This window comes from Chelatococcus reniformis, assembly GCF_014640075.1.
GTDB lineage: Bacteria > Pseudomonadota > Alphaproteobacteria > Rhizobiales > Beijerinckiaceae > Camelimonas > Camelimonas reniformis.
Window position 1 is genome coordinate 442,964 of record NZ_BMGG01000003.1, and the last position, 15,463, is coordinate 458,426.

A 15,463-nucleotide genomic window follows, 5' to 3' on the forward strand; every position below is an offset into this window, starting at 1 on the left:
TCGATGACCTGCCGACGGCTTTGTTCATCAATGGTTCAGCGATCCCGGCGCATTGGAAGCGCTGACGGGAGCCCATGGTCCCGGCGCAGCGGCCGTTCCGGTTGGCTCACCCGATCCATGGCGTTGCCGCAAGAATTCCGGTGACCCCGCGTCCGCAAGGCGCGCGGCACCGGACGGGGGGCGAACGGAGCAATCCACGATGCTGCCGTAGCGACGACTTCTCCGCCCCGGGGAAGCGCGAGCGGCCGTCGTTGCTCCAGGAGTGGCCGAGGCGTTGTGCTCCCGACCGCTCACGGATCCGAGCTGTCTCGGCGCGGCCGCGTTGCGGAGCGCCACGCCGAGCAGGCTCGAGTGAGGCGTACACCATGAAGCACGCGACCGACACGACGCTCACCGCCGCCTATACGCCCTCCATCGCCATCCCCCGCGCGCCCCGGCCCGTATTGACCGCGCCCGTGCTGGACGGTCCCGTCCGCCCGGACCTGAACCGCGACGAGGTGCTGGGAGAAGTCTTCCAGTCCACCGTCCAGGGACGCGGCTACCGCGTCGCCTACATCAGCGGCGACAAGGTGTGGACCTACGCCCAGGTGCAGGCGGAGACCGACGCGATCGCGCGCGGGCTCGTCGCCCAGGGCATCGGGCCCGGCCACATCGTCGGGCTGTGGATGGCGCGCGGCGTCGAGTTGCTGATGGCGCAAATCGCCATCACCAAGTCCGGTGCGGCCTGGCTGCCGTTCGACGCGGACGCCCCGGTCGAGCGCATCTCGGTCTGCCTCGCCGACGCCCAAGCCAAGGGCATCCTCACCAGCGCGGCCTTCATCGAGCGTGCCGAGGGCACCGGCGTTGCCGTGTGGACGAGCGCCGCGCTGTTAGAACGTGCGGCGCCCGGCGCGCTGCCCAACCCGCGCGCGCGGGGCCTGACCGCCGACAGTCCGGCTTATCTGATCTACACCTCCGGCTCGACGGGGACGCCCAAGGGCATCGTCATCAGCCACCGCAACATCTGCCACTTCCTGCGCTCGGCCAACGAGGTCTACGGCTTCGCCTCCGACGACGTGGTGTTCCAGGGCGCCTCCGTCGCCTTCGACCTCTCCATGGAAGAGATCTGGGTGCCGTATCTGGTCGGAGCGACGCTGTTCGTCGCGACGCCCGAGATGATCGGCGACGTCGAACGCCTGCCCGACCTGATGATCGATGCCGGCGTCACCGTGCTCGACACCGTGCCGACCCTGCTCGCCATGCTGCCACGCGACATCCCATCGCTGCGAATCATCCTGCTGGGCGGCGAAGCCCTGCCTTCGCCACTGGTGGCGCGCTGGGCCCGGCCCGGCCGGCGCATCTTCAACACCTACGGGCCGACCGAGGCGACCGTCGTCGCGACGGTGGCGGAGGTGCTCCCCGGCGAGGCGGTGACGATCGGCCGACCGATCCCCAACTACACCTGCTACATCGCGGACGACGACCTCAATCCCGTGGCCGACGGCCAGCAGGGCGAACTGCTCATCGGCGGTCCCGGCGTCGCCGCCGGCTATCTCGGCCGGCCCGAGCTCACGGCGCAGAAATTCGTCGCCAACCCCTTCGCCGATCAGACCGGCATCGACCCGGTGCTGTACCGCTCGGGCGACGCCGTCAGCCTGGACGGGGCCGGCAACATCGTTTTCCACGGCCGCATCGACGACCAGGTCAAGATCCGCGGCTTTCGCGTCGAACTGGGGGAGATCGAGGCCAAGCTGGCCGACTTTCCTCACGTCGCCCACGTCGCCGTGGTGCTGCGCCAGGACAACGGCCTCGACCGGCTGGTGGCCTTCCTGGTGCCCGAACCCGGCCAGACGATCGACCGGCTGGCGCTGCGCCTGGGGCTGCGCGACCGGCTGCCGTCCTACATGGTGCCGGCCCATTTCGAGCTGGTGGACACGCTGCCCCGGCTGACCTCCGGCAAGATCGACCGCAAGGTGCTCAAGGCCGCGTCCCTGACCGCCGCCGAGGCGCTAGCGGAGGACGAGCCGCGCACGCCGGCCGAGGCCGCCCTGCTCGCCGCGGCCAAGTTCGTATTCCCGGGCCAGGCCATCCCCTTCGATGCCGACTTCTTCATGGACTTGGGCGGTCATTCGCTGCTCGCCGCCCGCTTCGTCTCGGCCGTGCGCGAAGACCATGCCTATGCCGGCATCACCCTTCAGGACGTCTACGGCGCCCGCACCCTGCGCGCCATGGCCGCCAAGCTGGAAGCTGCCGGTCGCGGCCAGGGGCCGCGCGATCTCTCCTTCACACCGCCGCCGCTGCTGCGCCGCGTCTTGTGCGGTGTGGGTCAGGCTGTGGCGCTGCCCTTCATCATCGCGCTGATGACGGCGCAGTGGCTCGGCATCTTCATCGGTTACATGCTGCTGTCCGGCGGCGAAGCCGGCATCGGTGCCGAGATCGCGGCTCTGCTCGGCCTCTACCTCGTCATCAACCTCGTCACCATCGCGATTTCCATCGTCGCCAAATGGCTCATCATCGGCCGCACCAAGCCGGGCCGCTATCCGCTCTGGGGCACCTATTACTTCCGCTGGTGGCTGACGACGCGGCTGATCGGGCTCGCCCACATCAAGTGGATGCAGAACTCGCCGCTGATCGTCTGGTACCTCAGGGCGCTGGGAGCGCGCATCGGCAAGGACACGATCCTGGCCGAGATTGAATGCGGTGCCTTCGACCTGCTCACCATCGGCGACGGCGTGTGCGTCGGCGGCAAGGCCAAGTTCGCGACCGCGGAGGTCGTCGGCAACGAGCTCGTCATCAGCGCGATCAGCATCGGCAAGGACGCCTACGTCGGCACGTCGTGCGTGCTCGAAGGCGGTGTCGCCGTCGGTGAAGGCGCCGAGCTTGCGGATCTGACCGCCGTCGCCGCCGGCACCGCGGTCGGCCCCCGCCAGACGTGGGACGGCTCGCCCGCCCGGCATGTCGGCACGGTCCCCGATAGCGATCTGCCGCCGCGGCCGACAGTCGGTCCGGTCAAACGGACGCTCCAGAACTGCGCCTACGTGGCTGGCGGCCTGCTGATCCCGCCGCTCGGTCTGCTGCCGATCTTCCCGGCCTTCTTCCTGTTCGACCGCCTGGACGACGTCCTCAGCGGCCCCCTGGGCATCAGCTACCTCTATTACCTGCCCGTGCTCGCCTGGCCGACCGCCTTCTGCCTAGTGCTCGCCACCATCGCCTTCATCGTGGCGGCGCGCTGGGTCGTGCTGCCGCGCGTGTCTGAGGGCATCTATTCGGTCCACAGCTGGTTCTACGTGCGCAAGTGGGTGGTCTCGCTCGCCACCGAGGTGACGCTCGAGACCCTCTCGACCCTCTACGCCACCGTCTACATGCGCGGCTGGTACCGCCTGATGGGCGCCAAGATCGGCAAGGACGCCGAGATCTCCACCAATCTGTCGGGCCGCTACGACCTGGTCGAGATCGGCGAGAAGAACTTCATCGCCGACGAGGTGGTGCTCGGCGACGAGGACATCCGCCAGGGCTGGATGATCCTGAAACGGGTCAAGACAGGAGCGCGCGTCTTCGTCGGCAACGATGCCGTCGTGCCGCCCGGTACGCGCATTCCCGCGGATGCGTTGATCGGCATCAAGTCGAAGCCGCCGGCCAACGACGCGATGTCATCGGGCGATACCTGGTTCGGCTCCCCGCCGATCAAGCTGCCGGTGCGCCAGACGTTCGGCGACGTCGCCGCCAACTGGACCTATGAGCCGTCGCGCCTGCGGCGCCTGGGCCGGGCCGTGTTCGAAGCCTTCAACCTGTCGCTGCCCACCATGCTGTTCATCAGCTTCGGCACCCTCGCGGTCGAGCTGCTGGCGCCGGCGATCCTGGCGGGCGATGTCGCGACCCTGGTGCCGGGGTTCATCGGCCTCAGCGTCGCCATCTCGATGGCCATGACGGCGGTGGTCATCGGCCTGAAATGGTTGATGATGGGCGCCTACAAGCCCACCATGAAGCCCATGTGGACGTTCTGGTCGCTGCGCACCGAGGCGACCGCTGTGCTCTACTGGGGCCTGACCGGCAAGGTGCTGCTCGAGCAGTTGCGCGGCACCCCGTACTTGCCATGGGTTCTGCGGCTGTTCGGCGCCAAGTTCGGCAAGGGCGTGTTCATGGATACGACCGACATCACCGAGTTCGACTGCGTCGAGGTTGGCGACTTCGTCGCCATCAACGCCGTCGCGGCGCTGCAGACCCACCTCTACGAGGATCGCCTGATGAAGGTCGGGCGGGTCTCGATCGGCAACGGCGTGACCATCGGTGCCGGCGCGACGGTGCTCTACGATACCAAGGTCGGCCCGTTCGCCCGCATCGGGCCGCTGACCATCGTCATGAAGGGCGAGTCGATCCCCGGTCACAGCGAATGGGCCGGCGCCCCGGCCGAGCCCGTCGCGCACGGGACGGCGGCAGCGGTGGTGACGCCGCAGCTCAAATCGGCGGCCTGAGCGCCCTCACCGCGACCGGCCTGCCGCGCGGCCACGGCGCGGGAGGCGGCGCTAGCAATCGCAGCAGGGCAGCTTGGGCCCAAATTGCAATCATTGATAGATGATGAAATTTGATCTGCAATTTTTGATATGCAACAATTGCTCGATACTCGGCCGTGCTCAACCGCGGTCGACGGTCGGGAGGATCGCCGATGCGGCCGGCCTGTGTATCCGTCGTTCTGCTGATGATGGCGCCCGCGGCGCTCGCCTGCGATAGCAGCTCCCCTTGCCTCTACAGCAAGGAGGGCAAGTTCCTCGGCCACCTCAACAAGAATCCCTACGACCCGGATTCGGTGGCCAACCCGCACGGGCGCTACGGCAGCCCCTATTCCCCCGACAGCATCAACAATCCCAATGGCCGCTATGGCAGCCCCTACTCCGCCGACAGCGCCAACAATCCCTACGCCACCGGTGGAATCGTGATCCGTGGGCGTTGAGCGCTGTCGCTTCACTTGGAGCGTTTTCGAGCGAAGTGGACGCCGGTTCGCGTGAAGAAAACACGGAAAATCAAACAGATAGAGCATTTCGGTGGTTCGAAGAAACACGGAAATGCGCTAGGGGGCGGAGACGGTCCGATCGCGGCATGTCCGGGCCCCGCCCGTTCTCACACCGCCTGGACCACACCCGCCCGCCCGCGGCTCATCGGGCGCGACCAGAGCACTTCCCGATCAGATGGAATCATCCGATCGGTGAAATGCTCCACGTCTTTGAATTGGGAGCACTCCTGATCGGGTGGAACCAATTGGTCAGGAAGCGCTCTACGCGCGGAGCCCGCATCCTCATAGCCCGGCGTCGATCGCCTTGCCGAAGATGACGAAACGCTCGCCGTCGAAGCGGCCCAGGCGCAAGGTCTGGATGGGGTGGAAGTTCGTCGGGCTGGTCCTGATGCGCACGCCCTCAAGCAGCATGGGTAGGGTGAGGTCCAGATTGGCCGCCTGGCGCATGACGTTCTCGCGCGTCAGAGTATCACCGCACTGCCGGAGGAGCTGGACGAAGGTCTGCGCCATCATGTAAGCGAAGACGTTGATCGTCTCCATCTTGTTGCCCGCTGGATAATATTTGTCCATGAAGGCGAAGTATTCCTTGGCCCCTGCCGATCCGGCATTCTGCGGGTCGGCCGGGTCGGCGAAGAACTGTGTGGTGATGACGCCGACTGCGTGCTCCGCGCCGGCCGGAAGGATCACAGTCGGAATCGAGGCCGAGACGTAGCTGACGAAATGCAGCGGCTTCCAGCCGATGCTGCCGGCCTTGCGGATGGCCTGGGCGGCGAACTTGGGCGTCGCGGCGTTGACGAAGGTATCGGCGCCGGCGGCCTCGAGGTTGACGATCTGTGAATCGACCGTCGGATCGGAGACGGCATAGGGCTCCTCGCGCACCACCAGCGCGCCATATCGGTCGCCGAGCGCCAGCTTGAGGCCGGCGAGGTAGGCCTTGCCGAAGTCGTCGTTCTGATAGAGCACGCCGAGACGAGCGTCGGGCACGGTGTCGAGGATGTACCGGCCGAAGATCTTGCCCTCCGCCTCGTAGGCCGGCTGCCAGCCGATGGTCCACGGATAGGCCTTGGGATCGCCAAAGGTGCCGAGGCCGCTGTTGACGAACACCTGCGGCACCTTTTTCGCGTTGAGGTATCTGCGGATGGCCATGTTGGAGGCGGTGCCCAGCGGGCTGAACAGCACGAACACCTCGTCGCCCTCCACAAGCCGGCGCACCTGCTCGATCGTCTTGGGCGGGCTGTAGGCGTCGTCCAGGGAGATCAGGCGAAGCTTGCGGCCACCGATGCCGCCCTGCTCGTTGATCATATCGAAATAGGCGGCCTGGACCTTGCCCTCGGTCCCGTAGGCCGACGCGGGGCCGCTGTAGGGCATGGTCTGGCCGACGACGATTTCGCCGGCCGACACGCCCTGCTCCGCCGCCCGCGCCGGGCCGAGCGGGAGCGGGGCGAAGCCGAACAGCGCGGCGGCCAGCAGCCGCCGACGGTCGAGGGTCATGTCATCCTCCCTGATTTATTTATGAATTCTGCCGATTTACGATCGATCGAAGCCGATCTACTTTCGTTCTTGCTGGAGGCTAGGGGCGTGATTATAACGGCGCAAATGCTTTGTCCGCATCGAAGGTCATGCATCCTGTGCATCTGTCGCGCGTCGATCTCAATCTGTTCGTCATCTTCGACGCGATCTTCACCGAGGGCGGAGTCACGCCCGCCAGCCGACGCCTCAACCTGTCGCAGCCGGCGATCAGCCACGCCCTGACACGGCTGCGGGAGATGTTCGACGACCCGCTGTTCGTGCGTCGGGGCCAGGCTATGGTGCCGACCCAGCGCGCTCGGCAGATGGTCGAATCGGTGCGTGCGGCGCTGCAACGGCTGGAGACGACCTTCGCGCCGAACGGCGCGTTCGATCCATCGATGCTGGCGACGACCTTCGTCCTGGGCCTGCCCGAGCCGTTCGAGGCGACGGCCATGCCGATCTTCCTGGCCCGGGTCGCGCATCTGGCGCCGGCTGTCGACGTCGTCATGATCAAGGTCGACCGCGGTCAGATGAAATCCGAGCTGGCGACGGGTTCCGTCGACGCGGTCGTCGACATCTGGCGCCCCGTGTCAGGCGATTTGCGGAGCGCGGCACTGACCGTCCGCCGCTTCGCTGTCGTTGCCCGCCGGGGCCATCCCGCGGTAGGGCCGGACCTCGATCTCGACACCTACCTCGCCCAGGGCCATATCCTGGTGAGCGCCCGGCGCAAGGGTCTGGGGCTGGAAGATTATGCGCTGCACGGCGCCGGGCTCGAGCGGCGCATCAAGGTGCGCAGCCGGCACTTCTTCGCCGCCTGCCACATGGTGGCCGCCACCGACTATCTGCTCACGCTGACGGAGCAATACGCGCAGGTCCTCAATGCCGGGACCGACAACCAGATCCTGCCCTTCCCGCTCGATACCGCGAGTTCGGGCATGCATCTCTACTGGCACGCGAGGACGGACGACGATCCAGCCAACGCCTGGCTGCGCAGCCAGCTGCTCGCCGCCGTCGAGACCTTCGAGCGCGTGGCCCGACCGGTTTGACCGGCGCGGCGGCAGTGCGTAATGCACCGGCCAAAGGTTCGTCATGTCGCACAACACGTTCGGTCATCTCTTCCGCGTTACCACCTTCGGCGAAAGCCACGGCCCGGCCATCGGCTGCGTCGTGGACGGGTGCCCGCCGCTGATCGCGATCGAGGCCAGCGAGATCCAGCGCGAGCTCGACCGCCGCAAGCCCGGCCAATCCCGGTTCACGACCCAGCGACGCGAGGCGGACGAGGTGAGGATCCTGTCCGGCGTCTTCGTCGACGAGGCGAGCGGCCAACAGATCACCACCGGCACGCCGATCGGTCTCCTCATCGAGAACACCGACCAGCGCTCCAAGGACTACGGCGACATCAAGGACAAGTATCGGCCCGGCCACGCCGACTTCACCTATGACGTCAAATACGGCGTGCGCGACTACCGCGGCGGCGGCCGCGCCTCGGCCCGCGAGACGGCCATGCGGGTCGCGGCCGGCGCCATCGCCCGCAAGGTGGTGCCGGGCCTTCTGGTGCGCGGCGCCGTTGTGCAGATCGGGCCTCATGCGGTCGATCGCGACCGCTGGGACTGGGACGAGGTGGGCCGCAACCCGCTGTTCTGTCCGGATGCGGCCATGGTGCCGATGCTAGAAGACTACCTCGATGGCATCCGCAAGGACGGATCGTCCGTGGGCGCCGTGGTCGAGGTGGTGGCCGAGGGCGTGCCCCCCGGTCTCGGCGCGCCGATCTACGGCAAGCTCGACGCCGATATCGCCGCCGCGCTGATGAGCATCAACGCCGTCAAGGGCGTGGAGATCGGTGATGGCTTCGCCGCCGCAACCCTGCGCGGCGAAGCCAACGCCGACGAGATCCGCCGCGGCAACGACGGCCAGGCTCTGTTCCTGTCCAACCATGCCGGCGGCATCCTGGGCGGCCTCTCGACCGGCCAGGCGATCGTCGCCCGCTTCGCGGTGAAGCCGACGTCGTCGATCCTGACGCCCCGGCTGACGGTCGATCGCCAGGGTCACGAGACCGACATCCTCACCAAGGGCCGCCACGACCCCTGCGTCGGCCTGCGCGCCGTGCCGGTCGGCGAAGCCATGGTTGCCTGCGTCCTCGCCGACCATTATCTGCGTCATCGCGGCCAGATCGGCGCCGTCCGCGCCTGGCCCTGAGGCGCCCACAAGCAGATGCGGTGCAAGGGGACGGGATCCGTCACACCCACAACAGAACCGCGCTCAACGGAATTGGATCAGCCATGTCCCACTCGGTGACCGAAGCCATCGAAGCCATCGGCCGCGGCGAGATCGTCATCGTCACCGATGACGACGACCGCGAGAACGAAGGCGACCTCGTCTGCGCTGCCACGCTGTGCACGCAGGAGAAGATGGCCTTCATCATCCGCAACACCTGCGGCATCGTCTGTGCCCCGTTGAGCATGGAAGAGGCGCGGCGGCTGCGGCTCGATCCCATGGTCGCGGCCAACGACGCGCCCCTCGGCACCGCCTTCACCGTGACCGTCGACGTCAAGCACGGGCTGACCACCGGCATCTCGGCAGAGCAGCGCGCCTCCACCGTGCGGGCGCTCGCCAACAACAACATGGGCCCGGCGGATTTCGTGCGGCCCGGCCACGTCTTCCCGCTGATCGCCCGCGACGGCGGCGTGCTCATGCGCTCCGGCCACACCGAGGCGGCGGTCGACCTCTGCAAGCTCGCCGGCCTGCCGCCGGTGGGCGTGATCTGCGAGCTCGCCAACGACGACGGGACCGTCATGAAGGGGCCTCAGATCGAGGCCTTCGCCGAGAAGCACCAGCTCAAGCGCATCTCGGTCGCCGACCTCATTTCCTACCGGCAGGCACGCGAGAAGCTGGTCGAGCGCGTCAACACCTTCCATGTCGACACCGAATGGGGCGCCATGGTGGGCCACGCCTACATGACATCCTTCGATCCCGTGCAGCATTTCGCCTTCGTCATGGGCAATATCGGGGACGGCAAGGAGGTGCCCGCGCGCCTGCACCGCGCCCACGTGGTCCCTGACGTCCTCGGCCCCTCGACGGTGCACCGCGCCCTGAAGCGCTTCTCCCGCGAAGGGCGCGGCGTGCTCGTCTACTTGCGCGACGGCACCGCGGGCGTGCCGGTCACGATGCAGGACGGGTCGTCGAACTCCGAGGTGGCGCGCTCCCAGCTGTGGCGCGAGGTGGGCCTCGGCGCCCAGATCCTGCGCGATCTCGGCGTCTCGTCGATCGTTCACCTGTCGTCGTCGACGCCGCGGGCCTTCGTCGGCCTCGCCGGCTTCGGCATCGAGATCGTGCGCACCGAGCCCCTCGAACCATAGCAGCAGGGGTTAGCGCACGGGGTGCGCCGCATCCGGGCCGGGTCCCTGTAACCGATCGGCGCAGATCGGCGAATTGCGTCTGGAGCGCTTCGATGTGCCCCGGGGCCGACCCGGGACGCGGCGGCGTTCAAGGCGGCCAGGCAGTTGGCCGCGACGCAGACCGATGGGGGTCCGCCATGACCGTGGACGCTTCAAGCTGGCCGCCCGACGCACGGCGCGCCGCCGCGCTCGGCCGCCTCTTCCGCCGTATCGGCCGCGCGGTCGCGCTCGCTGGCGTCTGCCTGCCGCTCGTCCTCATCGGCATCTCCAAGTTCACGCAAAGCGAGATCGAGGGCGTTGAGCCGCTGCTGACCGGCACGCCCTGGCTCGCCTGGCTGCCCGCCCTCCTTGGAGCCGCCGGCGCGTCCTACCTGCTCGGCGTGGTGGAGGTGGCGACGGCGGTGCTGTTCCTCGCCGGACTGCGGTGGCCACTTGCCGGGGTCGCAGCCGGCGCCTTCGGCGCCGCGACCTTCGCCGTGACGGTGTCCATTCTGCTGGCGCAGCCGATCTGGGACACCGAGTCGGGCGGCTTTCCGTGGCTCAACTCGCTCGGGCAGTTCATCATCAAGGACGTCGCCCTGCTCGGCATCTCGCTTGTCGTGCTCGGCGAAGGTTTGCTGCGAACGGGCGCCGAACGGCGAGGCCCATGAGGACGTCGTGCCCGGCGTGCGAGGCCGCCGAGGTCATATGCACTTCTCTGCCGTTGGATGGCTTCATCCAATAACAAAGAAACGCTCGACCGGTGGCGCTCACCTCGGCAGCTGCCACCGCAGGGCCAGAACGAGCGGCATGATGGCCATAGCCGTCAACGCCGCGGCAATGATGGCGAACGTCTGGCCCGCATGGTCGGCAATCGCGCCGTAGGCAATCGGCGCCAGCCCGCCGGCACCGACGCCGCCTGTATAGAACAGAGCGAAGGCGCGGCCGACATCGCCCTTCGGCGCCAGCTCGGGAACGGTCCCGTAGAGCACCGACGAAGTGCCGTTCAACACGATGCCGAGAATCGGCAGGGCGATGAGCATCCCTGTCAGGGGCAGCACGATTGTCGTGGCGATCAGCAAGGCGGTAGCCGCCTCCGTGACGATGACACTCCACGCGACGCCGAGGCGCTGCCCGAGCCAGCCGCAGGCCGCCTTGCCAAGCGCCCCACCGATGAAAAGCAGGGCCAGGCCGAGCCCGATGCTTGCCGCCCCACCACCCCGCGCCTGGAGCATGAACGGGAGAAACAGCAGGTAGCCCGTGCGGACCGCCGTATCGAGCGCGCCGATGGCCAGGAGCAGGCCGAAGCCCACGGGGCTGCCCTCGCTGACGTCGGCGCGCGCGGGGCCCGCTGCCGGCTGGCCAAGCTGCCGCGGGATGAGCGCCAGCAGAGCGACGGCGACGGCAAGCCCGACCCCGGCCATGAGGCCGACGACCGGCCGCCATGGCAGCAGCGTCAGCAGCAGAGCCACCGCGGCCGGAAAGGCCGCCTTGCCGAGATCGCCGGCGAAATTATAGACGCCGAGTGGCCCGCGCGCGGCCGACCCGTAGGCCTGTGTCACCAGGAGCGATGCACGAGGGTGCTGCACGCTGGAGCCGATACCGGCGAGCACGAGGCCGACACAAAGTGTGGCGAAGCCGGCCGGCAGAGCCATCAGCAGATAGCCGCCAGCGGCGACGCATGTGGCGAGCGCGAGGGCGGTGCGCGGATCCAGCCAGCGGGTCGCCCGGTCGGCCGGCACCTGCAGCCCACCCATGGGGCCAAAGTACAACGCGCGGACCACGGCGAGGCCGGTGTAGGAGAGTCCGAACTCCGCCTGCCAGATCGGCAGCAGCACATAGAGCTGATCGGTGTAGCCGTCGTGGACGGCATGAGCCACACAGGCGCCCGCGAGTCCCCGCCGCTGAACCGGCGTTTGCTGCGTGCTCTCGGGCCGCGACGAAACGGCCGTGTCCGTGCCGTCCATGCGATGGCCCCCGTCCCCAGTCGGCACACTCTACGAACGGGAGTTTTTCTCGAATAGAACGTGATATCTCACGCTATCTGTTTGGTTTCCTCACGGATTGCATGCGCCGCCTTCCCCCGCTCAACGCCCTTCGCATCTTCGAGGTCGCGGCCCGCACCGGCAGCTACGCGGCGGCGGGCGCCGAGCTCGGCCTCACCCACGGAGCCGTCAGTCGCCAGATCGCTGCCCTGGAGAGCTGGCTCGGCCAGCGCCTGTTCGTGCGGTCGGGTCGGCGCATGGTGGCGACGCCGGCGGCGCGCGCCTTCGCCGGCGAGGTCAGCCTGTCGTTTGACCGGGTGACGGCCGCGGCGGACGCCTACGGACGCCGGGGCGCCCGCCGCATCCTGCGCGTCAGCGCCCCGACGACGTTCGCCATCCGCTGGCTCATTCCCCGCCTGGAGCGCTTTCATCTGGAGAGGCCCGAGGTCGAGGTCGCGGTCACCACCACGACGACGCTGCATGACGAATTGCGCGGCGGCTTCGACGTCGCCATCCGCCAGGGATCGGCGGAACGGGAGGCCTGGCCGCAGCACCGCGCCGTCCGCTTCCTGGGCGAGGCCGACACGCTGATCGCGAGCCCAGCCCTATTTGCGCGATCTCCGATCCGAATGGCGAGCGACATCGCAGAGCACATCCTGCTTGCCACCGAGACGCGACCTGGCGATTGGGACGACTGGCTTGGCCGCGCCGGCCTGTCCCCCACCACCGGCCGGCGCCGTCGCATGTTCGATCACTTCTTCGTCACGTTGCAGGCGGCGAAGGACGGCCTCGGGCTCGCCATCGGCCCGATGCCGGTGCTCTGCGACGACGTTGCGAACGGACACCTGGTAGCGCCCCTTCCCGATATCCGCGTGCCGCGGGCGGGCTACGTCGCGCTGGTCCCGTTCGACGCCGACAAGACATCGTCGCTCGCCGCCTTCATCGACTGGCTGGTCGCGGAGGGCGCCTGACGGCCTCCGATGGCCCAGCGATCCCGGGCCAGGTGGGTCCGCCATGGCGGTCGGGTTCGCAGGGTCCCGCATGCGCGCCGGCTGCCGGAGCGCTCGCCCCGCTACATGCCCATCAACGCCTCGACGTGGCCGGCGGTCGACTTGGCGAGTGCATCGAGGTCGTAGCCTCCCTCGAGCATCGAGACGATGCGGCCCTTGCACTGGCTGTCGGCGATCGCCATCAGCCGCAGGGTGGCCCAGGCGAAATCGGCTTCGGTGAGGTTGAGGTTGGCCAGCGGATCACGCCAGTGGGCGTCGAAGCCGGCCGAAATGATGATCAGATCCGCCTTGAACGCCTCGAGGCGCGGCAGGATGGCGAAGTCGAACGCCTCGCGGAAGCTGCGGCTGTTGGTGCCCGCCGGCAACGGCACGTTGACTATGGTGTCGTGCTCGCCCTGCTCCGACATGGCGCCCGTGCCGGGGTAGAGCGGCATCTCGTGGGTCGAGCAGTACAGCACGTCCGGATCGGACCAGAAGATGTCCTGCGTGCCGTTGCCATGGTGCACGTCCCAATCGACGATGGCGACGCGGCCGGCGCCGTGCGCGGTGCGGGCGTGACGGGCGGCGATGGCCACGTTGTTGAAGAGGCAGAAACCCATGGCCTGTGCGCGCTCGGCGTGGTGTCCCGGTGGCCGCGTGGCACAGAAGGCGTTGCCGACCCGCCCCGCCATGACCTCGTCGGTCGCCCGCACCGCGGCGCCGACGCCCCGCAGCGCCGCCTCGAAGCTGCCCCGTGACAACGCCGTGTCGCCGTCGATGTGGACGATGCCGGAGCGTGGCGTCGCCTGCTCGATAGCCTCCACGTAGCGCTCGGGATGAACCCGGTGGATCGCTTCGCGGCTGCCGAGCGGCGCCTGCTCGCGCAGCAGCAGCGCGAACTTCTCCTGCTCCAGGGCGCGCTCGACCGCGCGCAGCCGCTCGGCGCACTCCGGATGGCCGAGCGGCGTTTCGTGGTCCAGGCAGGCGGGATGCGTCAGATAAAGCGTGCTCACAGCGGCCTCGGCGTGGCGGTCGGCCCGCGGCAATGCCCCGCGCCGAAAGCCGGAACTGTTACAATGGCGCACGCCGATGTCCATGCGCGGCAGCGCCGCCCCGTCCTGGACGGGGCGGCGGATCAGCCTATTCGACCGTGATGGGGTCGCCGAAGACCACCCAGCGCTCGCCGTCGAACCGCTGCAAGCGGAAGGTATCGTACGTGGCGTAATTGGTGGGCGAGACGTTCAGCGTCACGCCGGGCAGCAGCAGCGGCACCGACAGGCGCTGGATGTTGGTCGCCTGCTTCAGCACGTTCTCGCGTGTCAGATCGTCGCCGGCGCTCTTCAGGATGTGCGCGGTGATCTGCGCGATCGTGTAGCCGAACACGTTGCCGCTGTTCAACGGATCGCCGTCCTTGTACCACTCCTGCATGAACTTCTTGTAAGCCAGCATGCCCGGGTCGTTGTCCCAGTTCGGATCGCTCGCCTCCTTGAGCACCGTCGCGGTGATGAGCCCCTTGGCATTGTCCAGCCCCGCCGGCGCCAGGGTCTGCGCGCGCGATGCCGCAACCGATGAGATGTAGAACGCCGGCTTCCAGCCGAGCTCGGCGACCTTGCGGATCGCCTGGGCACCGAATTTCGGCGTCGCCATCACGAACAGCGTGTCGGCCCCGGAGCTCTTCAGCTGCAGGATCTGCGAATCGATCGTCGGATCGGTGACCTCGTAGGTCGCCTCCTTCACGACGTCCTTGACGGCGTCGCCCAATCCTTCCTTGAAGCCGCGCACGTAGTCGCGGCCCGCATCGTCGTTCTGCGACAGGATCGCGATCTTGGCGTTCGGGTTCGTCTTGACGACCTGCCTGCCGTAGACCCTGCCTTCGTAGGGATAGGACCAGACGCCGGGCGTGGTCCAGGGAAAGGCCTTGGGATCGTTCCACCTGGCAGCACCGGAGGAGACCAGCAACTGCGGCACCTTCTTGGTGTTCAGGTATTTCTGTACCGCAGCGTTGGTCGCCGTGCCGATCGTATTGACCAGCGCCAGAACGTCGTCGGACTCGACCAGCTTGCGGGTCTGCTCGACGGTCTTGGGCGGGCTGTAGGCATCATCCAGCGAGATGAGATTCACCTTGCGTCCGTTGATGCCACCCTGGGCGTTGAGCATGGCGAAGTAAGCGACCTCCGCCCGGCCCTGCGTCCCGTAGGCGGAGGCGGGGCCGCTGTACGGCATCGTCTGGCCGATCTTGATCTCGGTGTCGCTCGCCCCGGGACCGTAGCTCTTCTGGGCCTGCGCCGCCTGCGCCGACAGCAGCGCGACGGCAACGCCGGCCGCGAGTCTCCCAACCATGCTCATGAAAACACGTCCCTCCCTTCCCATCGCGTCGGCCCGCCCATCTGCGACGGTGACGCTCTTCTTACGGTTGCACAGCCTAGCGTCGCGGTGCCGCGCCGCAAGTATCAAACAAGCGATTGGCAGGTATCCAGCACGGGCGGAGTGCCTCCGTCTGGCGGGCGACAGGCCTCGTGCGCCGTAAAAAGTGTGGTGACACCGCATCACGTGCGCGCCGAGTGCACCGGCTCATGCGGCCCGTGTTGTCCCCCCCGCCATCGCGCGCTATGCCCATAA

At 68.0% G+C, this 15,463-nt stretch carries 11 protein-coding genes; 7 read left to right on the forward strand and 4 right to left on the reverse strand.

The features are described from left to right. The first annotated feature begins 365 nt into the window (after positions 1-365). The gene (locus tag IEW34_RS10145) at positions 366-4,451 is read left to right on the forward strand and encodes a Pls/PosA family non-ribosomal peptide synthetase (RefSeq protein WP_188609045.1); all 4,086 of its coding nucleotides are present in this window, start codon (positions 366-368) and stop codon (positions 4,449-4,451) included. A gap of 191 nt (positions 4,452-4,642) precedes the next feature. After that, positions 4,643-4,927, forward strand: coding sequence for a hypothetical protein (locus IEW34_RS10150; RefSeq protein ID WP_210324479.1), 285 nt, complete (start codon positions 4,643-4,645; stop codon positions 4,925-4,927). 342 nt (positions 4,928-5,269) lie between these two features. Here the strand turns inward: IEW34_RS10150 and IEW34_RS10155 are convergent, their stop codons facing one another. Beyond that, entirely contained in the window at positions 5,270-6,478 is a 1,209-nt protein-coding gene (locus IEW34_RS10155; RefSeq protein ID WP_188609046.1) for an ABC transporter substrate-binding protein, read from the reverse strand. Between the two features lie 128 nt (positions 6,479-6,606). Between IEW34_RS10155 and IEW34_RS10160 the strand changes: the two genes are divergently transcribed. From IEW34_RS10160 to IEW34_RS10175, 4 genes are all read left to right on the forward strand, one after another. Next, a complete protein-coding gene (locus IEW34_RS10160) occupies positions 6,607-7,542 on the forward strand; it encodes a LysR family transcriptional regulator (protein ID WP_188609047.1) in 936 nt (311 codons plus the stop codon). A gap of 43 nt (positions 7,543-7,585) precedes the next feature. Continuing rightward, positions 7,586-8,692, forward strand: coding sequence for a chorismate synthase (gene aroC, locus IEW34_RS10165; protein WP_188609048.1), 1,107 nt, complete (start codon positions 7,586-7,588; stop codon positions 8,690-8,692). Between the two features lie 83 nt (positions 8,693-8,775). Next, a complete protein-coding gene (gene ribB, locus IEW34_RS10170; RefSeq protein WP_188609049.1) occupies positions 8,776-9,852 on the forward strand; it encodes a 3,4-dihydroxy-2-butanone-4-phosphate synthase in 1,077 nt (358 codons plus the stop codon). 176 nt (positions 9,853-10,028) lie between these two features. Then, positions 10,029-10,541 (forward strand): DUF417 family protein, encoded by a 513-nt coding sequence (locus tag IEW34_RS10175; RefSeq protein WP_188609050.1) that lies wholly within the window; start codon positions 10,029-10,031, stop codon positions 10,539-10,541. A 99-nt stretch (positions 10,542-10,640) separates the two neighbouring features. Here the strand turns inward: IEW34_RS10175 and IEW34_RS10180 are convergent, their stop codons facing one another. Then, positions 10,641-11,837: an MFS transporter gene (locus tag IEW34_RS10180; RefSeq protein WP_188609051.1), complete on the reverse strand. Its 1,197-nt coding sequence runs from the start codon at positions 11,835-11,837 to the stop codon at positions 10,641-10,643. Positions 11,838-11,938: 101 nt separating this feature from the next. Between IEW34_RS10180 and IEW34_RS10185 the strand changes: the two genes are divergently transcribed. Next, on the forward strand, positions 11,939-12,826 hold the full coding sequence (locus IEW34_RS10185) for a LysR substrate-binding domain-containing protein (protein WP_188609052.1): 888 nt from the start codon (positions 11,939-11,941) through the stop codon (positions 12,824-12,826). A 101-nt stretch (positions 12,827-12,927) separates the two neighbouring features. On the opposite strand, the gene IEW34_RS10190 is transcribed toward IEW34_RS10185, so the two are convergent. Both IEW34_RS10190 and IEW34_RS10195 read right to left on the reverse strand, forming a co-directional pair. Then, positions 12,928-13,857 (reverse strand): histone deacetylase family protein, encoded by a 930-nt coding sequence (locus tag IEW34_RS10190; protein WP_188609053.1) that lies wholly within the window; start codon positions 13,855-13,857, stop codon positions 12,928-12,930. Between the two features lie 127 nt (positions 13,858-13,984). Continuing rightward, positions 13,985-15,190, reverse strand: a complete 1,206-nt coding sequence (locus tag IEW34_RS10195) for an ABC transporter substrate-binding protein (protein WP_188609054.1) — start codon at positions 15,188-15,190, stop codon at positions 13,985-13,987. Between the last annotated feature and the right edge of the window lie 273 nt (positions 15,191-15,463).